Source organism: Cohnella cellulosilytica, assembly GCF_042431195.1.
Taxonomy (GTDB): domain Bacteria; phylum Bacillota; class Bacilli; order Paenibacillales; family Paenibacillaceae; genus Cohnella; species Cohnella cellulosilytica.
Genome location: NZ_JBHMDN010000021.1, coordinates 117,255 through 140,102 on the forward strand (window position 1 = coordinate 117,255; position 22,848 = coordinate 140,102).

Consider the following 22,848-nt stretch of genomic DNA (forward strand, 5'->3'; position numbering starts at 1 on the left):
TGTAACTGAATTGGTTATAACGAGCGAACCGAAAAAAACGGAGGAATGAACGATGAAAATGCTGGTTACCGGAGCGACGGGCAAGCTGGGGGCCAAGGTTGTCGAGATATTGCTGAAAACGGTGCCTACCGATCAATTGGCGGTTAGCGTGCGCAATCCCGAGAAGGCGGGTCATCTTCGCGACCGTGGTGTCGATGTCCGCCAAGGCGACTTCGATCTTCCGGAATCTTTGGACGCGGCATTCGCGGGCGTCGAGCGGATTTTAATCATTTCCGCGGACGGAGACACGGAGACGAGAATCCGCCAGCACACGAACGCGGTCGAAGCCGCCGCGCGCGCCCAAGCGGGCTTCATCGCTTATACGAGCCTGGCGAACGCGGCCGATAGCAAGCTGTTTCTTGCCCCTCCGCACCAAGCGACGGAGCAGGCGATTTTGAAGACGGGCATTCCGTATTCGTTCCTGCGCAATAACTGGTATCTGGAGAATGAAATCTCGGGCATTCAAGGCGCGCAAGCGGGAGCGCCTTGGGTGACATCGGCCGGAGCGGGCAAGGTAGGCTGGGCGCTGCAGCAGGAGTATGCGGAAGCGGCGGCGGCCGTTCTGTCCGGCAGCGGTCACGAGAACACGGTATACGAGCTGTCCGGCCCGCTGCTGACCCAGGAGCAATTCGCTGCCGAGCTGAGCGCCGTCCTTGGCAAGGATATCCCCGTCCGTCAGGTCGACGACGGCGCGTATGCCGACATCATGAAGAGCGCGGGCGTGCCGGAGTTTCTTCTTCCGTTCCTGCTGGGCATCCAGACCGGCATCCGGGAAGGCCAACTGGAGGTCGACAGCAGCGACTTTGAGAAGCTGCTCGGCCGTCCGCTGACTCCGATTCGCGACGCTTTGCGCCAGCTCGTTCAAGGACTTTCTTAATTCTAACGCCTTGCAGGCGATCTGAGTCTAGTGGATACTAAACCCCAAAAAAAGCGCATCTGTCCGGGCGGACGGATGCGTTTTTTGTTGCCATCGCAGTTATTCAGGGACCGCCGCGAGAGGCCTCACAGCATATTCCGTTTCGCTTTCCGCGGCCTCCTGTTTCTATTTCAATCGTTCAAATCCCCCGATTAAGTTCCGCGAGGCTCATCTCGGCGCACATCAGGATAAACGCGCCTGCGCCGTGCAGATCGTTCGCGCTCGTTGGGCGAGCGACGTAGTGAGCGTAGTCGCCGATACCGGTGCCGACGCAAATGCCGCCGATGACGACACGGCCGTTCTCGTCGAACGTCAGTGTGTCGATGACGCCGCGGTACCCCTTCCAGGCGTTCTCCATGTATTTCGCGTCCAGATAACCGAAGCGCACGGCTTTGGCAATGGCTTGGACGTACAGGCAGGAGCAGGAGGTTTCCAGCCAGTTGTCCGCCCGGTCGCCCTTGTCGACGACCTGATACCACAAGCCGGTCGCTTCGTCCTGGTAGCGGACAAGCGCAATCAGCAGCTCGCGGAGGATGACGACGAGCTCGGGCGCATCCTTATGGTCCTGCGGCATATGTTCCAGCATCTCGAGCAGGGCGACCGGGTACCAGCCGATGGCGCGGCCCCAGAATTCCGGCGCGAGGCCCGTCTCGGGATCGGCCCAGGACGCTTCCCTCGACTCGTCCCATCCGTGGTACATAAGACCGGTAACCGGGTCTTTCGTTCGCTTGGCCATCAGTATCGCCTGATAGGCCATCAAGTCGAAGTAGTCCCGCTCGCCGAACGTCTTGCCGAATTGGACGGCGATCGGTCCGCCCATGTACATGCTGTCGAGCCACATCTGATTCGGGTAATGCTCTTTGTGCCAGAATCCGCCGGACGGATTGGTTTTCCACTTTTTCAGCAGCGGGACGAGGTTGTACAGCGCCTGCCGATAGCGATCGTCTCCCGTCCGCTCGTACAAGCCGAACAGCAGCACCCCCGGCTGGATGTCGTCCAGCTCATCGGGATGGAAGCTGCGGATGGCGCCGTCCGGCTGCATATGGCTGTCCACCCAGCGTTTGATATAGGCGAAGTAAGCATCTTTGTTCGTCAGCCGCCACGTTTTCTCCATACCGGACAAGAACACACCTTGGTGATAATGGAACCGGTCCGGCGGCAGCGCCTCCGGCTCGAACCGGGCCATCAGCGCTTCGCACGCCCGTTCCGCCCAATCGAGCGGAGCCGCGGCCTTTTGAACCTGTTGTTGGGTCATCATCAATGCCCTCCCTCCTCTTTGGGCCCTATTGTAGCATCGTAAAACGTACATTAATTGCGGAAAATCCGAAATACTTCTTATATCTTGCGAAAACGGGAGCGGCGCCGCTAAAATGAAAAGAAAAGCGGGAGTCGCGAAAAGGCGGAGTGAGGATGGGGGAGCTGAATTACGGGAACTTCGAGGGGACATTCCAGGTCTCTCACCGACAGGCGCAAAGCCATCACATGCCGGCCAGTCATTTTCACAGTACATATGAGGTTTATTTCTTGATATCCGGCGAGCGGACGTTCTTCATCGAGGATCGGACAATCGTTATGCGGGAGGGCGATGTCGTCATTGTCGCGCCCGACATTTTGCATCGGACGACGAATGCGGCCAAGCCCGAGCACGAGCGGCTGATCGTCAACATTCATCCGGACTTGCTGGACAGCGGGGATAGGGTCGGCCGGGATGCGCTGCAGCCGCTGTATGAGACCGCGTACGTTGTCGTGCGGACTCCTCTGCATGAACGGGCGGCGATCGATGCGCTGGCGGACGGCATTCGGCAGGAAGTGCGGGAGCGCAGGCCGGGATTCGAGCTGTACGCCCGAACGCTGGCGCAACAGCTGATCGTTCGCTGCTGTCGGCGCATCGGAGAGCAGAGCGCGGAGCCGATGGCGGCCCCGAGTCCGATGCATGAGCGGATCTCGGAGGTCGTTCGTTATCTCAATGCCCACTACATGCAGGAATTGTCGCTGCAGCGGGTGGCGGAGCGATTCTATGTCAGCCCGTATTATTTGAGCCGATTCTTCAAGGAAGCGACGGGATTTACGTTTGTGGAGTATGTGAACAGCGTGCGGGTGAAGGAAGCGAAAAAGCTGCTGGAGCAGTCCGCGCTCAAGGCCGGGACGATTGCGAGGAAGGTCGGATTCGGCAGCGTGACGCATTTCGGACGCGTGTTCAAGGCCGTCACCGGCCATGCGCCGCTGCATTACCGGAAAGGAAAATAACCGGAAGCCTCCAAGGCCTGATGGAATCGGCCAAGATGCCCGAATTGGCGTGCGTAACGGTCTCCCGGACCGTTAAAGGCAGCCGGTCGCCCGAATTGGCGTGCGTAACGGTCAACCGGACCGTTAAAGGCAGCCGGCCACCCGAATTGGCGCGTGTAGCGGTCTCCCGGACCGTTAAAGACAGCCGACCACCCGAATTGGCGTGCGTAACGGTCTCCCGGACCGTTAAAGGCAGCCGGCCGCCCGAATTGGCAGGTGTAGCGGTCTCCCGGACCGTTAAAGACAGCCGGCCACCCGAATTGGCGCGTGTAGCGGTCTCCCAGACCGTTAAAGACAGCCGGCCGCCCGAATTGGCGTGCGTAAGGTCAGCCGGACCGTTAAAGGCAGCCGGCCGCCCGAATGGCGCATGTAGCGGTCAGCGAGACCGTTAAAGGCAGCCGACCGCCCGAATTGGCGTGCGTAACGGTCTCCCGGACCGTTAAAGGCGGCCGACCTCCCGAACTGGCGCATGTAGCGGTCTCCCGGACCGTTAAAGACAGCCGACCACCCGAATTGGCAGGTGTAGCGGTCAGCCAGACCGTTAAAGGCAGCCGACCACCCGAATTGGCGCGTGTAGCGGTCTCCCAGACCGTTAAAGACAGCCGACCGCCCGAATTGGCGCGTGTAGTGGTCTCCCGGACCGTTAAAGACAGCCGGCCGCCCGAACTGGCGTGTGAAGCGCCCTCCCGGACGGTCAGTCCGCACCCTCCTTCGCGACCGTGAACGACACCTTCGTTCCCTGACCGGCGCGGCTCTCGATGCGCAGGCCGCTGCTTCCAAATTGCTTTAATCTGCGATCCGTGTTGATCAGGCTGCTCCCGGCAACGCCGTCGGGATTTCTGACCAGCAGCCCCGGCAATCGATCTTCGCCGATTCCGACGCCGTCGTCGGACACTTCGATCTCGACGGAGCCTCCGAGGTCGGCGACCCGGATTCGGACCTCTCCGCCCGCGGTCCGTTTCAGAACTCCGTGCGTCACCGCGTTTTCCACAAGCGGCTGGATCGTCAGGGGCGGGATGTCGATCCGGACGTTGTCGTCTGCTTCCCAGACGATCCGGAGCCTGTCCTCGAAACGTTTTTTCTGGATCGCCAGATAGGAGCGGACCAGATTAAGCTCGCGCTCGAGCGGCATCGCCTGGTCGGAGTTGACCAGGTCGATCCCGAGCCGGTAATAATGGGTCAACTCTCCGATCAATTCGTCCATCTGGTCGATATCGATCTTGCTCAGTGCCGATACCGAGTTAAACGTATTGATCATGAAATGCGGCTTGATCCGAGCCTGAAGCAGGGCGGCTTCCATCCTCAAGCGGTCGTTCACCGCCCTTTTCAGATTGGTCAGCGATTGCACCCGCATGCGCAGCTCCGTGGCGTTCACCGGCTTGGCGACATAGTCGTTCGCGCCGGCCAGGAAGCCGGCTTCCTTGTCCTCATGCCGATCTCGCGCCGTCAGCAGGAGCACGGGAAGCTCCGCGACGGAGAAACGCTCCCGAATCCGCGCGGTCAGCTCGTAGCCGGACATAAGGGGCATCGTCACGTCCGACAGGACGAGGTCCCAGCTGCCGGTGTCGATTAGCCGAAGCGCTTCCTGGCCGTCGTTCGCGGTGACCACTTCGCAGCGCTCGTCCGAGAGGATCGTCTTGAGCACGTTCAGGTTCACGGGATCGTCGTCGACGGCCAACAGCCGGAACCGCTCCGGCGATCTGCGGGGCTCCGCCGGCTCCGAATAAGGATACGGCATACGGGGGTCGTCCGCCGGACCGTCCTTGGCAGCGGGAGCGGTTGTCGCAGCGACGGAGGACGGCCTCCGGACCGGATTTGCGGCGGGCGGGGTTTCCGGCTCCGCTAACGGCTCGGCGGCCGACTCCGCAAAGGGCCGCTCAACCGCCTCCGCAACCGTTCCGCGAGCGGAAAGCTGCAGAGTAAATGAAAACCTGGAGCCCTCGTTCGGTTTCGAACGAACCGACAGCTGGCTGCCGTGCAGCTCGACGAGCCTTCTGCTGATGCCGAGCCCGAGTCCGAAGCCGCCTCTGGAGTCCGCCGCATTTTCCAGCGCTTGCACATAGGGCTCGAAAATCCGGCCCAAATGTTCGGCCTTGATCCCGACGCCGTCGTCCGCGACGGTGAAGATCGCGCGGTTTTCCAGAAGCTTCGCTTCGACCGACACCTCGCCGGCATCGGAATATTTTATGGCGTTGTGCAGAAGATTAAACAGAATTTGGTTGAGCCGATTTTCGTCGGCCCGTACGAGCGGGAAATCGGCCGGAATCCGGTTGATCAACCGGATCGGTTTGCCCTCCGTCATGAAGCGCAGCGCATCGATGACGCTGGAGGCGGCCCCGTGGGCGGACACGTCCGCGAGGACCAGCCGAATCCGGTTTTCCTTCAAGCGCGCCATATCCAGCAGATCGTTCAAAATATAGGACATTCTGCGCCCGACCTTCGACAGAAGTCCGAGGTCCTCCGCGCTGACCCGCGAGATGCGCCCGCGTTCTCTCATCGCGATCGATTCCGATAGGTTGATCATGCCATGAAGCGGGTTGCGCAGCTCGTGCGCGACGGTGGCCAGAAAATCGTCCTTCTGCTTGTTCGCCGCTCTCAGCGAAGCGGAGAGACGATGGGCCGCCTCCGACAGCCGGAAAAACCGTTTGAACCAGAAGGCGGAGAAACAGATCATCGCGACGATCAGATCGAAGGGGTACGAGACCATCTCGATTCCGGCGGCGGTAAGGAAGATCAGCCACACGAGACTCGTAATCGACGCAATGGCCGCCAGCAGCAAAAATACGTTGTTGGTATCGATTCTGGCCGTCGACCGGTACAGGACAAACGGCAAAGTCAGGCACGGATAAAGCATCAGGACGAGATACAGAGGCTCCAGCGACATGACCACGGGCAGCGGCAGCAGCAGGACAAAAACGAGCGAGAAGCCGCAAGCCAGCAAATAGATGCGCGATACAAGGCCCAGCAGCCATCGCGGAAGCCTTGCGGAGAACAGCTGGTACAGGGAAAAGCCGCCGGCCAGCATCACTACGTAGACGAATTTATAGACAAATACCGGCGGCAAATCCACCCAAGTGAGCAGCAGTCTCTCCCCGTCCATCAGCGTGGCGATGATGATGCATAGAATCATCAAAGAGAAGTAGAGAAGCTTCTTGTCCCGCCCCCCGACCAGATACAGGATAAAGCCGTACAGAACGTGAATGGCGTAAGCGACGCAGGCCACCCAAGCCATGTCCCTGAAGAAGCCCAGATCGTGTCTCAGCACGCTCTCCTGGCCGAACTGGATCGACCTTGCGATCCCGCCTATGCGAAAATGATCGAAATTGGCGGCTTGAACGACAAGCTCGATCTCGCCGTTGTCCGACGCGGCGAAGAAAGCGGTATAGGGCGTGTCGCGGGGCTCGTATTCCGCTTTGTTCGCGGCAGGCTGGCCGGATTGGCCGAGAAGCTGCCCGTCGAGATAAACGGCGGATGAACTGTGGACGCTGGAAATCCGAACCCCGTAAGCGCGGCCCGGGTCGGCAGGAACCAGAATTTTTAACCGGTAGGTGCCGTAGCCGAATCGAAGATTGCCGAATGGCCGATCCTCGAACGTCCAATTCCCGGGAACCCGAATCGTTCGGGCGGAGGGGAGCGCATCCGACGAGGAGCGCCCGTCCCCGTACAGGAACGCGCCGGGATAGAACTCCCATTCTCCGTTCAGCGGCAGGGAATGGTCGCGGAGCTCCTGCCAATCGCGCAGGTCCAACACGCCCTTCGTCGCGACGGGAGGGGAATCGATCGAGTTAAAGTGCAGCCACAGGAGCCGGAACCCCGTGAGCACGGATAGGAATAGCAGGATCAGGATCAAAATTCGACTCTTTTTCATCATATTCATTTATTTCGACACAATTTGCAGTAATCCTGTCAGGCCGGAAGAATGTTACAATAGAGAGAATTTGTGGCGGGCAAGACGGCCATGACCATAAAAAGGAGGGCGAGAGATGAACGTACGAATCGACAAAAAAGGAAGCTCTGAGGTGGCGGTCGTAGAGAGCGGGGAGGTGCTGGTCGCAGAGGTTCAGGATGCTCTGGATCTGATGGCGACCGTGCAGTATCAAACCGGCTGCTTCAAAATATTGCTCCGCAAGGCGAACGTCTCCGAGACGTTCTTCGACTTGAGCACGCGGCTGGCCGGAGAGATTCTCCAGAAGTACGCCAACTACGGGGTTAAGCTGGCGATCGCGGGAGATTTCTCCGGCTATGCGAGCAAGAGTCTGCGCGATTTTATTTATGAGAGCAATCGCGGCAAGCAGTTTTTCTTCCTGCCGGACGAGGCCGGCGCGCTCGAAGCGCTGCACGGCATGAAGTAGCGGGCGAACGGCTTAAGATGAAAGAATGGTATAAGAAATCTCTTCGGCCTTCATGGCCGCTCAAGCCGGGCAGCAGCGCCAGCGTCGCCGCAAGCAGAGCGGCCGTTGGTTTTTTATCCTAATGGCGCAATCTTCTCTTGTTAACAACGACTACGCCATTAGACGTCCGCACATGTCGATAGGTTGCGGCTAGCCCAGCTGCACGGTAAACGAGGTTGTTTCTCCGGGAACGCTTCTGACGGCGATTTTCGCCCGATGCTGCTCCACGATCGACTTCGCGATGGCGAGGCCGAGCCCGTAACCTCCTTGCTTGCGCGAACGGGACGCGTCCGTGCGATAGAAGCGATCGAATATTTTGTTCAGATGCTCGGCCGGGATGCCCGGGCCGGTATTCGTTACCGTAAGCTGGATATGGCCGTGGTGCCGCCGCAGAGTTAAGCCGATCGTTCCGTCGGCGCGATTGTATTTGATCGCGTTGTCCAGCAGAATCATGACGACCTGCTTGATCTGCTCGGCGCTGCCCGTCGCGGTCAGACCGGGCTCGACCTCGTAGTCGAGTGCCAGCGAACGCTCGAAGATGACGGCCTCCATCGCGAGAACGACGCTCTCGACCGCTTCGCTGACGTTAAACGGCACGTGAAGCGTCTCGGCCCGCGAATCGTCCATCTGTGTCAAATACAGCAGGTCGTTCGTCAGCGTCTTCATGCGCTCGGTCTCCGACTTGATCCGGTGCAGCCACTTGGCTTGCTCGCCGATCGTCTCCGTCTCGTTCGCCAGCAGAACGTCCGCGTTCGTCTGGATGACGGCCAGAGGCGTCTTGAGCTCATGGGAGGCGTCGGCGATGAACCGCTTCTGCTTGTCGAACGCTTCCCGAACCGGAGCGATGGACCGGTTGGCGAAATAGCGGCTGGTCGCGTAGATAACGGCCAGCATGACGAGGGCGACGGCGGCGAACGTGTAGATCAGGTTGGTCAAAATTTTCTGCTGCGCGGTCACGTCCATATAGACGATCAGGTAGCCGTCCGATTCGGGCTGCGCGCTGTAGGCCCACCGGGTTCCGTCCAGCGTAAAGCGCCCGCCGCGCGGCGTCTTGGAGACGGCTTTGTCCGCGGCCGACTCGTAGAACTCGTCCTCCATCCCGAAGCGGGAATCCACGCCGAGCAGCCTCCCCTGCGCGTCCGTTCTAAGCGCGAAGGAGACGGAACGTTCGGGAGGGGAGAACTCCTGCGCGCCTCCTTCGAACATCGGCGGCACGCCTCCGGCCTCGTCCTGGAGCGGCTGATCCGGTGCCCCCTTCCAATCTCCGCCTCGTCCGGGTCCTTCGTTCGCCTTGCGGTAAAACTCCGAAACGCGGTGCAGCTCCATCTCGATGTCGCGTTTGACGTTCTGATAGGTAATGACATAGATCGAAGCGAAGGCCACAAACATGATGACGGTAATAATGACCAGATTCATCAGCAGAAACCGGTTGCGCAGTCTCGTAAACATCAGTCCGCCGCCTCCAATACGTAGCCGACGCCCCGAATCGTAGAGATGCGCACGGAAGCGTTCAGGAATGCCAGTTTTTTTCTCAGGAACGACACATAGACCTCGACGTTATTATGCTCCGCCTCCGAGTCGAAGCCCCACAGCTTCTCGATGATCTGCTCCTTGGACGTCACCGCCTGCTTCCTCGCAATCAGCAGCTCCAGCAGCTCGCTTTCCTTCAAAATCAGCTTCAGCTCCTTGCCCTTGCAGACCAGCTTCAGGGTGGAGGTGTTCAGCTCGATGTCCGCAAACCGCAGCGCGTCCTCCGGAACGACCTCGCCCTTGCGTCTGAGCGCCGCGCGGATGCGGGCGAGCAGCTCGCCCGTCGCGAACGGCTTGGCGATATAATCGTCCGCTCCGTAGTCCAGCCCCGCGATTTTATCGTCCGTCTCGCCCTTGGCGGTCAGCATGATGACCGGCGTGGCTACGCCCTGCGCGCGAATCGTCTTCAGCAGCGTAATCCCGTCCAGCTCCGGCAGCATGATGTCGAGCAGCAGCAGATCGTATATGCCGCTCAGCGCGTTGTCCAGCCCGGATTGGCCGTCGTGGACGGCGTCTACCGAATAGTTCATCTTCTTCAGGATTTGCGTCAGCGCCTCGGCCAGGTTCACTTCGTCTTCCACGATCAATATTCTCACGGGCGCCCCGCCCCTTTCCTTCGCGTGTTGCTTTTATTGTAGGAAGAAAACCTTTAACCAACCTTAATCCTAACATTCCCGAACGTCCCGGAGAAAAGATTTTACACCGCGTTAACAATTTAAGTTTCGCTAAAGGTTCCCGTTCTAAGCTACAGACAGGGCAGGACCGAACAAGAGACGACGAAGAAGGGAGAGCCGCATATGGCGATCGAAGTGTTCAACCGTTATGAAAACAAGTATCTCATGGATACGAAGGCCTTCTACGGCATCTACAATCGTCTGATGGAATATATGGAGCTCGACGCTTACAACCGCAACGATAGGTTCTACTCCATCAGCAATCTCTACTATGACACCGACCGTCACACGCTGATCCGCGACAGCCTCTCCAAGCCCAAGTATCGGGAAAAGCTGCGCATCCGGGCCTACGGCGTGCCGGAATCGGACGCCAAGGTGTACGTGGAGCTGAAGAAAAAGGTGTTCGGGCTCGTCAACAAGCGGCGGTCGGCGATGAGGTTGGACGAGGCGTACGGGTTCATCCGGACGGGCAGGCCGCCGGCCTGTCGCGAAGGCATGAACAAGCAGGTCGTGGCCGAGATCGAATATTTCCTGTCGCGGTACGAGCTGCGTCCGATGACGTATCTGGCTTACGACCGGATCGCCATGTTCTGCAAGGGCAATCGCGATTTGCGCATCACGTTCGACACGAATATCCGCTCCAGGCGTCGCGATCTGAAGCTGGAGTCCGGAGATTACGGCGAGCAGCTTCTGGACAAGGGTCAGTGGCTGATGGAGGTCAAGGCCGAGAAGACGGTGCCGGTGTGGCTCGCCAAGCTGCTGTCGGAGCTGGGCATGTACCGCACGAGCTTCAGCAAATACGGCAACGAATACAAGAAATCGATCCGGTACGCCGAACGGACGGAACCGGCAAGGGAGAGAATCGTGCTATGATCGAAAATTGGTTTGGTTCGCTGGCGTCCGACACGACGCTGACCCTGCCGCAAGCGCTGCTTACGTTCGGCATCGCGATCGTGCTGGGCGGGATCATCAGTTGGACCTACAGGAAGACGCAGACGGGCTATTCGCCCAGCTTCACGCTGACGATGATGGTGCTGCCGACGATCGTCGCGATCATCATTCTGTTGATCGGCAGCAACATCGCCCGGGCGTTCAGCCTGGCGGGAGCGTTCTCGATTATCCGGTTCCGCAGCGCGCCGGGAGACTCCAAGGATATTTCGTACGTTCTGTTCTCCATGGCGGCGGGGCTGGCTTGCGGAGTCGGCGCGTTCGGATATGCCGCTCTGTTCACGATCGGGCTGTGCGGGCTGATGTTCGTGCTGAAGGGGCTGCAATTCGGCGCCGTCAAGTCCCCGGTCAAGACGCTGAAGATCACGATTCCGGAAAATCTGGGGTACGAGGAAGCGTTCGATGAAGTATTCAGAAGGTTCAAGGTCGCTTACGAGTTGAAAAGGGTGCGCACGACCGAGCTGGGCAGTCTGTACGAGGTCATGTACGCGGTCCAGCTCCCGCCGGACGCCGACCAGAAGGCGCTGCTGGACGCGGTGCGCACGCGCAACGGCAATCTCGACATTACGCTGACGATGAGTCCCGTGACGCAGGAATATTGAATTCGCATCGCCATTATAACGAATAGAAAAGAGGGATTCGCATGAACCATCGCAATAAAACCAAGCTCATCGCCGTTGTTCTCCTGTCCGCGATGCTGGCGGCGGGCTGCAGCTCCGCTTCGGAAGGAGCGCCGGCATCCGCTTCTTCCTCCGCCGCCGCGGGGGCAAGCGCGGCGGCGACGTCAACCGCAGGCGTTCAGGCCGCCGGAGAGGGGGCGGTCGCTTCGGCGAAGTACGACGAGGACGATACGCGGACGGAGTGGAGCGCGGACAGCGCGACGACGATTGCGCTGAACGGTTCGTCGGCGACCGTAACCGGGTCGGGAGCCGAGGCCGCGGACGGGGTCGTAACGATCTCGGCCGCCGGAGATTACGTGCTGAGCGGCAAGCTGGAGGATGGCCGGATTGTCGTGAACGCTCCGGACAAGGTCGTGCATCTGGTGCTGAACGGAGCGGACGTGACGAGCAAGTCCGGCACGGCGATCCATCTGGTCGAGGCGGGCAAAGTCGTCGTGACCTTGCAGGAGGGCACGGAGAACGGCCTGACTGACGCGGCCGTCTATGCGGATACGTCCGACGACGCGCCTACGGCCGCTTTGTTCAGCAAAGCCGATCTGACGATCAACGGCACGGGCAAGCTGAGCGTGAACGGCAATTTCAATGACGGCATCACCTCCAAGGACGATCTGAAAATCGTGAGCGGCACCTTGATCGTGACGGCCGCGGACGACGGGCTGGTCGGCAAGGATCTGGTCGCGGTGAAGGACGGCGACCTCTCGATCGAAGCGGGCGGGGACGGCATCAAGTCGACGAACGACACCGACGAGGGCAAGGGAGAGATCGTCGTGGAGGGCGGCAGGTTCGATATTCGATCGGCGAACGATGCGCTGCAATCCGCGGCTTCGCTCTATATCGCCGACGGGACGTTCGGCCTTGTCGCCGGAGGCGGGCATGCCGCTTCGACGAAGACGCATGCCGAGGAGATGCCGGGCGGCGGCTTCGGCGGTCGGGGCCAATGGTCCGGCGAAGGGCAGGGCTTCGGCCAGCCTCCCGAAGGCATGGAGAGACCGGAGGGCGGCACCCCGCCGGACGGCGAAGCGGCAAGCGCCCGTACGCGGAACGCTCCGGCGTCGGATATTGCGGCGACGGAAAATCCGGAGGCCGCGAATACGGCGGGCACCGAGGAGACGGAATCGACCAGCGCCAAAGGGCTTAAGGCGGCCGGCCCTCTCGTCGTTGCGGGCGGGACGTTCGAGATCGACGCGGCCGACGACGCCGTCCACAGCAATACGAGCGTGCGGATTACGGGAGGTCGGCTAAGCTTGGCGACCGGAGACGATGCGATCCACGCCGACGCCGCTCTGGCCATCGAAGGCGGAACGATCGACATTACGAGCAGCTACGAAGGACTGGAGAGCGCGAGCATTGCCGTCTCCGGCGGCGAAATCCGCGTAATTGCCAGCGACGACGGCGTGAACGTATCGGACGGAAGCGGCGGCGAGCCGGGCGGCTTCGGAGGCGGAGGCCAGGCGGCGAACAACGGGCTCCTCCTGGATATTTCCGGCGGCTACTTGACGGTGGACGCGGGCGGCGACGGACTCGACTCCAATGGCTCGATCCGGATGAGCGGGGGCACAGTGCTCGTTAACGGACCTACGAACAGCGGCAACGGGGCGCTGGATTACGACGGGACGTTCGAGCATGTCGGAGGAACGCTGATCGCGGCGGGCAGCGCGGGTATGGCGCAGGCGCCGTCCGAGGACGGCTCGACGCAGCGCTCGATCATGATGACCTTCCCGCAGACGCAGGAAGCGGGCACGCTGGTGACGCTTAGAGACGCGAGCGGTCAGACGGTGGCGGCGTTCGCTCCGACGAAGACATTCCAGACTCTGCTGATCTCGACTCCGGCGCTGCAATCGGGAGAGAACTATACGTTGTCCGCGGGCGGAACGAACGACGGGAACGGCGTCGACGGCTTCTACGAGAGCGGGACGACGGCAGGCGGCACCGAGGTTGTCGGATTTACGCTCGGAGACGGCGCGGTGACCTATCTGAACGAATCCGGCGTTACGACCGGCAGCACGGGCATGGGCATGGGAGGCGGCCGGGGCGGCATGAGACCCGGATCGGGAACCGGCGGGGGAAGCCGCGGCGAGAGGACGCCTTGAGGGGGCGCATGAGAGCTTAATGGCTTCGGCGAGCGGGGCCGCGGAAGCCCCCGGCGCAGCCCGTCCGCCGTTCTAACCGCACGGCGTTAGCGGCAAATCATGAAGAAGGACCGGGAGCTTGTCCGGTCCTTCTTCTTATGGCCGGCGGTCGATGCTGAACGATACCGTGGTGCCGTGTCCGGGCTTGCTGCGGATTTCCAGGCTTCTCCCGTAGTTCTGCCTGAGCCGCAGGTTGGTGTTCCTTAAGCCGATTCCGGCCGAGCCCTCCCCGCGCAGCAAAGCGTCGATGCGCTCCTCGCTCATGCCGATGCCGTCGTCGGTAACGGCGATGTCGACCCGTTCTTCGCGTGCGGCGACTTCGATCGTGACCGTTCCTCCCGCGTTTTTCTTCAAAATCCCGTGCAGGACGGCATTTTCGACCAACGGCTGGATCAGCAGCGGCGGCAGCTTGACCGGAATCGTCTCGTCCGCCTTCCACACGACGGTCAAGCGCGAACCGAACCGTTCCTGCTCGACGTTCAGATAATAGCGAACCAGCTCCAGCTCGTTTTTCAGACTGATGTTGTCCGCCGAGTTCCGAATATTGAAGCTGGCCCGCAAGTAGTTGGAGAAGTCGTGAATAAGCGATCTCATCCGGCTGTTGTCAAGCTCGCTGAGGGCGGTTACCGCCGTTAACGTGTTCAGGATAAAATGCGGCTTGATCTGGGCCTGAAGCAGCGCGGCCTCGATGTTGAAGCGCTGGTTGACCAGCCTTCTAAGTCCGGTAAGCGCGCGGACCCGGGCTCTGAACTCGATGGCGTTCACCGGCTTGACCGCGTAATCGTTGGCCCCCGAGAGCAGGCCCGCTTCGATATCCTCCGGTCTGTTCTTGGCCGTCAGCAGCAGAATCGGCAGCTCGTAGACGTTAAAGCGCTCGCGAATAAGCAGCGTCAGCTCGTAACCGGACAGCACCGGCATCATGACGTCGGCGATGACCAGATCCCAGCGCCGGTCGTCCAGCTTCTCCAACGCCTCCCGTCCGCTGGTCGCTCCGACGATCTCGTAGCCGGGGCCCAGGATGTTCGCGAGCGCGACCAGGTTGACCGGATCGTCGTCCACCGCCAGAATGACCGTTTCCGCCGCGGGCTCCTCCGATCCTCCGCCGCTGCCGGAAGAGGGATGCCCGGTCCGCATCGGGGCTACCGCGGAAGCGGCCACTTCTTTCAGAGACGAATCGGCCGGTTCCCCGGGCTCCGCGAGAAGGGGGGAAGCCTGCTGCAGGCTGAACCGGAATACCGTACCCCGGCCGGGCTTCGATTCGACCTCGAGCGCACTTCCGTGCAGCTCGGTCAATTGCTTGCTGATGCCCAATCCGAGGCCGAAGCCGCCGCCGTTCTGCGAAGCCGGAGCGACCTGCTCGTAAGGCTCGAAGATCCGCCGCAAGGCGGACTCGTCCATGCCGATGCCGGTGTCGGCGACAACGACCGTCACCCGATCGCCCCGAGGCTCCGCCCGGACGGAGATCGTTCCTTCCGGCGTAAACTTGATCGCGTTGTGCAGCAGATTAAAGAGGATCTGCGTCAGCCGGTTCTCATCCGCTTCAACGTCGGGACAGTCCGGGCCGATCTCGTTGATCAGGACCGTCGGCTTCCCCTTCAGCATGAATTGCAGCATCTCCGCGACATTGCCGGCGACCCGCTGCAGGGACAGGCGCCGCAGGGCGAGCTGGATGCCGTTTTCTTTCAGGATCATGGAATCCAGCAGATCCCCGAGCATGTGGGACATTCGGCGTCCGATCGACAGAATCAGCTCGAGATCCCGTACCTCCTTGTCGTCCATGGCGTTCCTGTGCCGGTCGAGAACGCCCTGCGCGATGCTTAATATCCCGTGCAGCGGATTGCGAAGCTCGTGCGAGGTGTTGGCCAGAAACTCGTCCTTGCGCTTGTCCGCCTCCTGCAGCTCGGATTGAAGCTTGCGGGATTGCGCCATCGCCTGCAAATATTTTTTGAACCACGACATGGACAAGGCCAGAACCGCGATCAGCAGATCGATCGGATAGAACGGCAGCCGGATATCCAGATAGCGGTACGCGATTTCCCAGGCCGCGACATGAAACAGCGCCATCGACATGATGGCGAGATGAACGTCCTCGGAGTAGCGTCCGCTGTTCGAACGGATGAAGGCGATCAATGCGGTCAGGCACGAGACGGTAACCAGCAGAGTATAGACGAATTCCACCCGGAAAAGGAAGCTCAGCGGCAAAAGAACCGCCAGAGCAAGCAGGGCGAATACGAGGCGAATCGGCCTGCGGGCCCTGCCTCTCCAGAACGCCGGCATCGCGTCTCCGAGGCTTTGCAGCAAAGCATAGGCGGTCGTTGCCATCAGGAAGCCCTTAAGCCGGTAGTCCGTCGCATAATCGATAGGCAGCCAGACCAGCAGCAGCTTGTCTCCGTTCGTGGCCAGTAGCGCCGTAAGCGCGAGCAGGACATACGCCAAATACAGCAGACGCCGGTCCTTGAACCCCATCCCGTACAGCAGAGCTGCGTACAACGCGTGAAGGACGAAGATGACGAACACGATCTGCTGCATCGCTTCGGACAGCCGACGATCCGAAGCGGCCGCCCGCTCCGTGCCGAATTGGACCGAACGGGCGATCCCGAGACCTTCCCGGTAATCGTAATTGGCCACTTGCACCACGAGGTCGACGAACCCGCGCTCGTCCGGAACGACCGTTATTGAGTAGGGGACGTTCCTCGGCGTATAGTCGGATTTGTCTGCCGCCGGCATCCCCGAACGCCCGGCCAGTCGGCCGTTGACATACACGGCAGAGGCGGATCGAACGCTCGAAATGCGCACGGCGTAGACGTCGTCCCCGCCCGGATCGAGACGAAGGCGAAGCCGATAAGAGCCGTATCCGTAGGAGGAAGTCGGGGCGGAGTCGAGCGCCGGCTGCAATTCTTCGGGCACGTTGACGAGAAGGGGAGGTTCGACGGCCGCCCCGGCGGAAACGCTCTCCCCGGGGGTTTCGGCAAGCAGGACCCCCGGATAGAACAGCCATTCTCCGTCCAACGTGATCAGCTGGCCGGCCCGGGAATCCCATTGCCGCAAATCCAGCTCGCCGCCTTCGGCTCGAGCGTAAGATCCGGGCATGAAATAGGCGGTCCACAGCAGGCGAAGCGCCGCCAGCGCCAGGAAGGCGACGCCCGCGAATATCCACCACTGCCCGCGCGAGGTTCGCTTCAAAGAGAGAGTTGCGATTTTCAAGAGCTTCGACGTCCTTTGTCCACGATGCGGAAAATATAAAATCCGCCGGATTTCGCATTTCTACAAGTATACCATCATTGCCTGTCATTCGGAGTTTAATGCGAATTTCGAGAGTCAGCCTCATCCATGTCCCCGTATCGGTAAAAGGCGGACGGTTCGGACGGGAAGCGGCTGAAATCCGGCACAAGCTGTCCGAAATGTCTGTTGATGAAGGGGCGGGAATCGATTAAACTGGGCCTTATTGATAATAATAATCATTCTTATTACAGATGGGGGATTGGCAATGACATACAGATGGCGATTGCGGACTTGGGCAGGTTTGATGGCGGTAATGCTTCTGTGGATAGCGGGCTGCGGCGGAACGAACGCGGGGAGCGGCTCCTCCGCCCCGAGCGAGAAGCCGCCCGTGGCAACGGTTGCCGCGCCGCCCGCCGAATCGCCGTCGGGTTCCGGCGCCGAACCGATGGAAGATCCGGCAGCCGTTCGAATCTTTACGGATGCGATCGACAGGCAGGTTGAAGTTCCCGTTAAGCCCGAGCGGATCGTCTCCCTGGAATTTACGGGATATCTGCACGCGCTCGGGGTCAAGCCCGTCGCCACCTCGCCGCGGTTTTTCCTACCGCCGTTCGCCGAATTCATGGAGGGCGCGGAGGATCTCGGATATCCGGCGAACCTGGAGAAGCTGGCGGGCATCGAGCCGGACCTGATTATCGCTCCGGATTACGTGACGCAGGACCAAATGGACGCCTTCGAGAAAATTGCGCCCGTCGTGCTGTTGAAATGGTCCGAAACGAACAATTTGAACCGCTTGACGATGCTGGCGGATTTGCTGGACCGTCACGACGAGGAGCGGCAGTGGCTGGATTCGTACAAGCGGCTTGCGGAGCAAACGAGGGAGAAGCTGAGGGATTACGTGAAGCCGGGAGAGTCGGCCGCCGTCTTCTATGCCTGGAGCACATCGATCAACGTGCTGGCTCCCCAGGTCATCTCCACGCTGTACGACGATATCGGCTTCGAGCCTACGGAGAAAATGAAGCAGCGCCTGGCGGCGGAGCCTGACTTCGCTTCCGAGACGATATCCAAGGAGCTGCTGTCGGATTACGCGGCGGATCGCATGTTTTTTATCGCGGAGGGGGAATTGGGCAAGGAGCTTCTCGCCGACCTGAAGAAAAACGTTCTGTCCACGGTGCCGGCGTTCCGGGAGGATAAAGTATACGTGCTCGATCCCAACTGGTACAGCTTCGAGCCGACGCTGCTGGAATGGCAGCTTAACAATGCCGTAGAAGTGCTTGCCGAATAGCCGCCGACGATGGACAAGGAGGACCGCGTCATGGCCCATACGAAACTAGAAACAGATGCTTTATATCCCGTGTATCGCCTGACGGCGGCAAGGAAATGTTCGCTGGTCGCCGGCTCGGGCGGACACGGAACGGTACTGGAGCGATATCGCCTTGTCGTCGGCCTGGCCGGGAACGGCCGGCTGATCCTGGACGGGAAAATATACGGATTACGAGCAGGGACGGCCTTCGCGGCCGGCCCTCGTTCCCTTTTATTCGTCGATGCGGGGGAGGAGGAGACGCTAGAGCTGCTGGAGGCCGACTTCGAAGAGGTCGGCCTGCCGCCGAAAGAGGCGTCTTCTTTGGGCTTCCCTTGCCTGGGGTACCTCGAGCTTCCGGCCGAAGTCGACGCGGCGAAGGAGCTGGAGAACTTGAGCGGCGAGCCGACCGCAGGGGGGCCGATCGAGCGGTACGAGCGGCATCTGCGGTTCGAGCGCCTGCTGCTGGCGATCATGAAGCGAAATTATTGCCCCAAGGGCCGCATGCCCGGCATGCGCAAGCTGGTGGAGGCGACGCTCGACGAGATTCACGCTCGCTATTGCGAACCGTTGCGGGTCGACCGGCTGGCCCGCTCGTGCTGCATGAGCGTCCGTCATTATTCGAGGACGTTCGCCGAGCTGACGGGACAGAGCCCCGTCGAATACTTGACCGGGCTGCGCATCGCTCGTTCCGTGCGGACTCTGATCGCGTCCGGGGGCCGCTGGAAGGAAGCGGCCGCGAAATCCGGCTATGCGGACGCCGACTATTACGGCAAACGGTTCAAGGAGAAGATGGGCATGTCGCCGTCCGTCTACATGCGGAATTGGCGCAAATCGCCGCAGATCGTCGCTTTGCAGTGCGCGGGCGATTTGCTGGCACTGGGCGTCAAGCCGGTAGGGATGATGACGAACGGTCTCTGGGGACCGCTGGGAGGTTATAAGAACGGCGTTGCGATTCTGGACCGGGACGAACGGATTTCCGGAACGATTGCTTCGCTGCGGCCGGATTTGATTATCGCAGGCGACTATACGGACGGAGAGCTGCTGGAATCGCTCGCCAAGATTGCGCCTACGATTGAAGTGGAATGGGAAGGCATCGGACCGTTCCGGCATTTGCATATGCTGGGAGACCTGCTGGGCAAGCAGCGGGAGAAGCGGGAATGGCTGACCCGTTATGAACGGACGAGAGAAGAGCTGATGGAGAAGCTGCTCGCGCCGGATGAGCGCAGAAGGACGGCGGCCGTGTTTTACATGTGGAGGAACGAGATCCGATTGTTCGCTCCGCAGATCTTTCCGGCCTTCTACGATACGCTGGGATACGACGCGCCTCCTTCGTTCCGGGAATGGACGGAGCGGGAAAGACGGCAGGGCTGCATCGCCGTTCCGTTCGACCGGCTGCCCGAATATGCGGCGGACGCCATGTTCCTCATCGTGCAGGACGAGACGGCGCGCGAGGCGTTCCGGCGCATGGGACGCGTGTACCGGGACATCCTCCCGGCCATTCGGAACGATCGGTTTCACAGGCTGGAGCCGGACTGGCACGGCATAGACGCAACGTCGCTTTATTGGCAGTTGGGTCGTCTCGCCGAGCTCGGTCCCCTTCTTCGTTAAGAGCGGTCGCTTCAGGGCCGGAATGGGATATAATCAAGTAGAAATTCGGAATCTGAAGCAGAAGGGAGCGGTCGCCGCCATGAAACCTATTCGCAACTCGGCCAAAGCCGTCATTGTTCGGAACGATCGGTTGCTGCTGACCAAGAACGAGGATGGAGAAGGTTATTTTTATCTGTTCCCCGGCGGAGGCCAGGAGAAGGGAGAAGAGCTGAAGGACGCCGTCGTCAGAGAATGCAAGGAAGAGATCGGGCAGGAGGTGGAAGTGGAGGAGCTGCTGTTCGTGCGCGAGTACATCGGAGAACATCATCAATTCGCGGAATGGGACGCCGACGTTCACCAGGTCGAATTTTATTTTCGGTGCCGCCTGACCGATCCGGAGGCCGATATGGGCAACGGCGCTCATCCGGACGAGCATCAGGTGGGCGTCGAATGGGTCCTGCTCTCCCGGCTCGGCGAAATTCGGGTATACCCGGGCACGCTGGCGGAGAAGCTCCGCATCGGCGTCTGCGAGCCTTGTTACGTCGGAGACGTCGGTTAGGCCGCTCTATTTCGAGGTCCGCCTTCCCTGGCGTCTGCACAATCCGACGGCCAGAATCAGCACGGGGAAAAGAACGAGATGGACAAACGAATAATTGGCCCATACTTTCTGAATGATTTCCGCGACGTAGACCGAATCGATATACGTATTCCAGGCGACGATCAAAATCAAAGCCGCAAGAGGATAGATCAGGTGGCGGTAGCTCCGCAGCCCGAACAAGGTTTTCAGTCCCTGCAGCTGGGCGAACGTGAGAAGCATCGTTTTGACGAAAAAGCTGAGAATCCACAGGGCGATGAGCGCGCCCTCGATTCTCTGAATGAACTCGCCGAGAAAGATCGTCTTGGCCAGCGCGTAAGCCGGGAACGTACTGTTGGCGGCCTGCTGGACGCCCAGGACGAGCACGCTGAGCAGCACGACGATCGTCAGCAGCAGGCCGCCCAGTCCGGCCGCCCGGAAATAGCTCCTCTCGGCGCGTCTCCGCTCCTTCGTCAAGGGCAGAAACGCCATCAAGACGACCAGCTCCTGGAACATCGCCGTGTGAAAGCCCGCCCGGAGCACGGGTCCCCAACCGTTTTCGAGCACAGGCTGAATGTAGGTCCACTCCGTATGGGGCAGCAGAGCAAGGATCAGGCACAGGCTGAAAAACACGATCCACGGAAACAGCAGCTCCCCCACCCGGGCGAACACGGCGATTCCCAGGCGGGCGGCGAACACGACGGCAACCAGAAACAGCACTTGTATCGCTTCGATCGGCGTGTCGACCAGAATCTCGCTGGTCAGGAAAAAGCCGAGATTGCCCAGCAGCGTTCCGGCAAGGATCAGAAAATAAAACAGATACAAGCAGGTGGCGAGCTTGCCAAGCGGCTTGCCGAGCGCCGCCTCCATAATCTCGAACCAGGTCAGGTCCGGATATCGTCTGGAGATGGCGATGTAGAGCAGCACCATCAGCAGATTGATGGCGAGGCTGACGAGCGCCCCGATCCAGGCGTCTTCCCGCGCGGTCAGCGCCAGCGAGGAAGGGATGACCAGCACGGAGGTGCCGACCGTAAGTCCGAAGGTCCAAATAAAAAATTGCCGGGATTCCACGATCTCGCTCTTCAATTACCGATCACCGTCCAGTCGGGTTTAAGCTTACGGCAGCAGCTTGGCGAGCGGAGCGGAGGCCGCGCGGATCCAATCCAACGGACGCGGCATCGGAAGCCCGACCGACTCCGCCCCGGCGGCGGCCAACGACAGCGCCCAGATCAGATAGAACAGCGCGGTGTCCTTCCGGGAACGAAGGCTGCGCAGATAACCTTTCTCGTACAGGGGCAGGATCAACAGAAACAGGAAGAGCAGAATGCGCCAGTTGACGTTCATCGGGTGACCATGTCCTTCTTCAACGGCTGGACGATGGAACCGACGCGGCGCAATTTAACGTTTGCCTGAACGGTCACCGGAGTTTCCTTGAAATGCTCGTCCCAGTCGCGCTTGTATTTTTTCCATATTTTCGGGTGGCGGCGATGCAGCACTTCCCCCAATCCGAAGATGTCTACGTTGAATTGCTTTTGAACCTTGCCTACGTGACGATCGAACACCTGCACGATCCGCTCCTCCAATTTGCGCTCTATCGCCGGGATGGAATCCGGCTTGCCCATATCGATCGGGCATTGGACGGAATCCAGGTTGGCCTCCGCGCGAACCCGGACGTTAAAGCCCGTCAATTCCTCTCCTCGCAGAACAACCTCTATTTCCGATTCGACCCGCTGCAGCTGCATGCTGATCGTTCGCTTCTCGTCATCCGGGCATTTGAAGGTCGTATTCGTCGTGGATACGTCGTTGAGGAGGTAATTGACCGTCTTGCTTCCCTGCTCCTCCAGCCAGCCGACGAGCTTGTCCCGCTTGAAGACCGCCAGCCCCGAATGCCGGAGCAGCGTGTTCGGCTTGAGCGTATGCCAGATCGCGTCCGTGGTTCCCTTGGTCTTGTCGCCGATAACCTCCACGCCGGACAGCACGGGGTCGGAGCCCTCGAGATCGAGCCGGGCAACGAACTGCTGGAGCGTGACGCGTCCGGTCGCCGCCCACTTCTTGCTGGATACGAGAATGGAGGAGAACAGAGAATTGGCCGGGATGTTGTCGATGGGGGTGACGACCTTCAGCACGTCGGACGCTTCGCTGCGATGGGCCACCAGCATGGGGAAATCGGTCCGGAATTGATGGTTCCGGGCCACGAAATCCAAGACCTCCGTCAGTCCCCTGCGCGCCAAAGCCTCGCCGAATACCATCACGCGCAGATGGGACAGGTACAGCTGGCGCGGCACTTCGCCGAGCATGCGTTGAAGCGCTTCGGGAACCGACTCGCCGATGGCCTGATAGGTGACGACGGACATGACGTCGGAAGAGGTGTTCTTGCTCGCCTCCTTGAAGTTCACGATCTGCGCGGTGACTTTGTAGCCGCTTCGATGGAGGTCGACGCCCATCGCGACGACCACGGCGAGCTCGTTCAGCTCGCGCCTGCTCCAGCAGCCGGAGAGAAGCAGGGCCAGAGCCAGCAGCAGTGCCGACAACCTCCATGCGCGGCCGCACGGCCGGTGTTCCACGGACTTCA

At 60.5% G+C, this 22,848-nt stretch carries 18 protein-coding genes; 9 read left to right on the plus strand and 9 right to left on the minus strand.

The window, feature by feature from the left end:
- The first annotated feature begins 52 nt into the window (after positions 1-52).
- Positions 53-916, plus strand: a complete 864-nt coding sequence (locus ACFFT4_RS17110; protein WP_378049656.1) for an SDR family oxidoreductase — start codon at positions 53-55, stop codon at positions 914-916.
- Between the two features lie 178 nt (positions 917-1,094).
- Here the strand turns inward: ACFFT4_RS17110 and ACFFT4_RS17115 are convergent, their stop codons facing one another.
- On the minus strand, positions 1,095-2,210 hold the full coding sequence (locus ACFFT4_RS17115) for a glycoside hydrolase family 88/105 protein (RefSeq protein WP_378049789.1): 1,116 nt from the start codon (positions 2,208-2,210) through the stop codon (positions 1,095-1,097).
- A 155-nt stretch (positions 2,211-2,365) separates the two neighbouring features.
- On the opposite strand from ACFFT4_RS17115, the gene ACFFT4_RS17120 reads away from it, so the two are divergent.
- Positions 2,366-3,202 (plus strand): helix-turn-helix domain-containing protein, encoded by an 837-nt coding sequence (locus ACFFT4_RS17120; protein WP_378049657.1) that lies wholly within the window; start codon positions 2,366-2,368, stop codon positions 3,200-3,202.
- Positions 3,203-3,529: 327 nt separating this feature from the next.
- On the opposite strand, the gene ACFFT4_RS17125 is transcribed toward ACFFT4_RS17120, so the two are convergent.
- Both ACFFT4_RS17125 and ACFFT4_RS17130 read right to left on the minus strand, forming a co-directional pair.
- Positions 3,530-3,946, minus strand: coding sequence for a hypothetical protein (locus ACFFT4_RS17125; RefSeq protein WP_378049658.1), 417 nt, complete (start codon positions 3,944-3,946; stop codon positions 3,530-3,532).
- Positions 3,936-7,091, minus strand: a complete 3,156-nt coding sequence (locus tag ACFFT4_RS17130) for an ATP-binding protein (RefSeq protein ID WP_378049660.1) — start codon at positions 7,089-7,091, stop codon at positions 3,936-3,938. The genes ACFFT4_RS17125 and ACFFT4_RS17130 overlap by 11 nt, the downstream gene beginning before the upstream one ends.
- Before the next feature lie 133 nt (positions 7,092-7,224).
- On the opposite strand from ACFFT4_RS17130, the gene ACFFT4_RS17135 reads away from it, so the two are divergent.
- On the plus strand, positions 7,225-7,593 hold the full coding sequence (locus ACFFT4_RS17135) for a DUF4180 domain-containing protein (RefSeq protein ID WP_378049662.1): 369 nt from the start codon (positions 7,225-7,227) through the stop codon (positions 7,591-7,593).
- A gap of 189 nt (positions 7,594-7,782) precedes the next feature.
- On the opposite strand, the gene ACFFT4_RS17140 is transcribed toward ACFFT4_RS17135, so the two are convergent.
- Positions 7,783-9,081 carry a sensor histidine kinase gene (locus ACFFT4_RS17140; RefSeq protein WP_378049663.1) on the minus strand — a complete coding sequence of 433 codons (1,299 nt, stop codon included), beginning with the start codon at positions 9,079-9,081 and terminating at the stop codon, positions 7,783-7,785.
- Positions 9,081-9,758: a response regulator transcription factor gene (locus tag ACFFT4_RS17145; protein WP_378049665.1), complete on the minus strand. Its 678-nt coding sequence runs from the start codon at positions 9,756-9,758 to the stop codon at positions 9,081-9,083. Before ACFFT4_RS17145 ends, ACFFT4_RS17140 begins: the two co-directional genes overlap by 1 nt.
- A 201-nt stretch (positions 9,759-9,959) precedes the next feature.
- Between ACFFT4_RS17145 and ACFFT4_RS17150 the strand changes: the two genes are divergently transcribed.
- From ACFFT4_RS17150 to ACFFT4_RS17160, 3 genes are read left to right on the plus strand one after another with little or no spacing between them, the layout of a single operon-like run.
- Entirely contained in the window at positions 9,960-10,709 is a 750-nt protein-coding gene (locus tag ACFFT4_RS17150) for a polyphosphate polymerase domain-containing protein (protein WP_378049667.1), read from the plus strand.
- On the plus strand, positions 10,706-11,386 hold the full coding sequence (locus ACFFT4_RS17155) for a DUF4956 domain-containing protein (RefSeq protein WP_378049668.1): 681 nt from the start codon (positions 10,706-10,708) through the stop codon (positions 11,384-11,386). Before ACFFT4_RS17150 ends, ACFFT4_RS17155 begins: the two co-directional genes overlap by 4 nt.
- Before the next feature lie 41 nt (positions 11,387-11,427).
- A complete protein-coding gene (locus tag ACFFT4_RS17160) occupies positions 11,428-13,554 on the plus strand; it encodes a carbohydrate-binding domain-containing protein (protein ID WP_378049670.1) in 2,127 nt (708 codons plus the stop codon).
- Positions 13,555-13,689: 135 nt separating this feature from the next.
- Here ACFFT4_RS17160 and ACFFT4_RS17165 read toward each other — a convergent pair whose 3' ends face one another.
- Complete coding sequence (locus ACFFT4_RS17165; RefSeq protein WP_378049672.1) at positions 13,690-16,797, minus strand: ATP-binding protein; 3,108 nt, start codon at positions 16,795-16,797, stop codon at positions 13,690-13,692.
- A 283-nt stretch (positions 16,798-17,080) separates the two neighbouring features.
- Between ACFFT4_RS17165 and ACFFT4_RS17170 the strand changes: the two genes are divergently transcribed.
- The 3 genes from ACFFT4_RS17170 to ACFFT4_RS17180 all read left to right on the plus strand — a co-directional run bounded on the left by ACFFT4_RS17170 (position 17,081) and on the right by ACFFT4_RS17180 (position 20,261).
- On the plus strand, positions 17,081-18,097 hold the full coding sequence (locus tag ACFFT4_RS17170; protein WP_378049674.1) for an ABC transporter substrate-binding protein: 1,017 nt from the start codon (positions 17,081-17,083) through the stop codon (positions 18,095-18,097).
- A 30-nt stretch (positions 18,098-18,127) separates the two neighbouring features.
- Complete coding sequence (locus ACFFT4_RS17175) at positions 18,128-19,723, plus strand: helix-turn-helix domain-containing protein (protein WP_378049676.1); 1,596 nt, start codon at positions 18,128-18,130, stop codon at positions 19,721-19,723.
- Between the two features lie 79 nt (positions 19,724-19,802).
- The gene (locus ACFFT4_RS17180) at positions 19,803-20,261 is read left to right on the plus strand and encodes an NUDIX domain-containing protein (protein WP_378049678.1); all 459 of its coding nucleotides are present in this window, start codon (positions 19,803-19,805) and stop codon (positions 20,259-20,261) included.
- A 6-nt stretch (positions 20,262-20,267) separates the two neighbouring features.
- On the opposite strand, the gene ACFFT4_RS17185 is transcribed toward ACFFT4_RS17180, so the two are convergent.
- Genes ACFFT4_RS17185 through ACFFT4_RS17195 form a run of 3 tightly spaced genes read right to left on the minus strand, consistent with a single transcriptional unit; the run spans position 20,268 to position 22,840 of the window.
- Positions 20,268-21,362, minus strand: coding sequence for a GerAB/ArcD/ProY family transporter (locus ACFFT4_RS17185; RefSeq protein ID WP_378049680.1), 1,095 nt, complete (start codon positions 21,360-21,362; stop codon positions 20,268-20,270).
- A gap of 30 nt (positions 21,363-21,392) precedes the next feature.
- Entirely contained in the window at positions 21,393-21,620 is a 228-nt protein-coding gene (locus ACFFT4_RS17190; protein WP_378049681.1) for a hypothetical protein, read from the minus strand.
- Positions 21,617-22,840, minus strand: coding sequence for a Ger(x)C family spore germination protein (locus ACFFT4_RS17195; RefSeq protein WP_378049683.1), 1,224 nt, complete (start codon positions 22,838-22,840; stop codon positions 21,617-21,619). The genes ACFFT4_RS17190 and ACFFT4_RS17195 overlap by 4 nt, the downstream gene beginning before the upstream one ends.
- Between the last annotated feature and the right edge of the window lie 8 nt (positions 22,841-22,848).

What these genes read in the sequence shown, in the direction of transcription:
- ACFFT4_RS17135 (WP_378049662.1), top strand. Translation starts at nt 7,225, where the DNA reads ATGAACGTACGAATCGACAAAAAAGGAAGCTCTGAGGTGGCGGTCGTA.
- ACFFT4_RS17140 (WP_378049663.1), bottom strand. Translation starts at nt 9,081, where the DNA reads ATGTTTACGAGACTGCGCAACCGGTTTCTGCTGATGAATCTGGTCATT.
- ACFFT4_RS17190 (WP_378049681.1), bottom strand. Translation starts at nt 21,620, where the DNA reads ATGAACGTCAACTGGCGCATTCTGCTCTTCCTGTTTCTGTTGATCCTG.
- ACFFT4_RS17180 (WP_378049678.1), top strand. Translation starts at nt 19,803, where the DNA reads ATGAAACCTATTCGCAACTCGGCCAAAGCCGTCATTGTTCGGAACGAT.
- ACFFT4_RS17160 (WP_378049670.1), top strand. Translation starts at nt 11,428, where the DNA reads ATGAACCATCGCAATAAAACCAAGCTCATCGCCGTTGTTCTCCTGTCC.
- ACFFT4_RS17120 (WP_378049657.1), top strand. Translation starts at nt 2,366, where the DNA reads ATGGGGGAGCTGAATTACGGGAACTTCGAGGGGACATTCCAGGTCTCT.
- ACFFT4_RS17150 (WP_378049667.1), top strand. Translation starts at nt 9,960, where the DNA reads ATGGCGATCGAAGTGTTCAACCGTTATGAAAACAAGTATCTCATGGAT.
- ACFFT4_RS17110 (WP_378049656.1), top strand. Translation starts at nt 53, where the DNA reads ATGAAAATGCTGGTTACCGGAGCGACGGGCAAGCTGGGGGCCAAGGTT.
- ACFFT4_RS17115 (WP_378049789.1), bottom strand. Translation starts at nt 2,210, where the DNA reads ATGACCCAACAACAGGTTCAAAAGGCCGCGGCTCCGCTCGATTGGGCG.
- ACFFT4_RS17155 (WP_378049668.1), top strand. Translation starts at nt 10,706, where the DNA reads ATGATCGAAAATTGGTTTGGTTCGCTGGCGTCCGACACGACGCTGACC.
- ACFFT4_RS17175 (WP_378049676.1), top strand. Translation starts at nt 18,128, where the DNA reads ATGGCCCATACGAAACTAGAAACAGATGCTTTATATCCCGTGTATCGC.
- ACFFT4_RS17170 (WP_378049674.1), top strand. Translation starts at nt 17,081, where the DNA reads ATGACATACAGATGGCGATTGCGGACTTGGGCAGGTTTGATGGCGGTA.